Source organism: Algorimicrobium algoritergicola, assembly GCF_008086165.1.
In the GTDB taxonomy this organism is placed as follows: Bacteria; Bacteroidota; Bacteroidia; order Flavobacteriales; family Flavobacteriaceae; genus Algorimicrobium; species Algorimicrobium algoritergicola.
In genome coordinates this window covers 1-657 of record NZ_VSKL01000028.1, presented here as the reverse complement: position 1 = coordinate 657, position 657 = coordinate 1, and the positions used below count along the sequence as shown (strand labels likewise).

Here is a 657-nt window from a genome sequence, read left to right as displayed (position 1 = left end):
TGTGTTGGCCAAGACTGTCGGAAATCAAATGTTTTGCAAGCGTGTCGTTTAGTTGTGGTTGGTCCATGAACGGCTCTAATATTCTAGAGTTATTGGCGCGTTCGTCAACAATCATGTTGGTAACCTTCTTATTGAATGCGCGAATTTTATCCAGTTCCTCCTGGTCCCCATCTTTACGGTCTGCCAACGCCATAGGCTGTATGTATTTTTGCTCCAACATAAAGCGCTCTTTACCGTCTGCGGAAACCGCAAGGACTTGAGACAAGTCGTTAACGTCATATTGAATAGACCACTCTTTATCTGCGTGGTGGCGGAAATTAATATCGAAACTATCATAGGCGTATTTTTCGCCGTGTATGGTAAGAATTAAGCCTTCGCCTCTTAATCTGTTGGTGTGTCCTGTGTTATCTCCGAATGTCAATAAATAGCTTTCATTCGTCATAACCGTTTTATGTTGCTCTTGGGTGCTTAACCAGTTTTTAGCATACTCTTTTCCATTTTTAGAGCGTTCAGCATATATGATGGACTCGATTTGTTTGATGCAGCCAAGTTGATCAGGGAACTGCTTTTTAATTTTGTTCATATACTCGTCATTCGGTTGATTTTTAGAGCCCGAATCCACGTTATGCCCAGACCAGTTATTTAAAAGCTTGCAAT

1 protein-coding gene is annotated in these 657 nt (G+C 41.4%); it reads right to left on the bottom strand.

Features of this window, described 5'->3' with window-relative positions; genetic code table 11:
• A partial coding sequence (locus ES675_RS16350) for a hypothetical protein (protein ID WP_211362537.1) occupies positions 1-583 on the bottom strand: 583 nt, incomplete at its 3' end.
• Between the last annotated feature and the right edge of the window lie 74 nt (positions 584-657).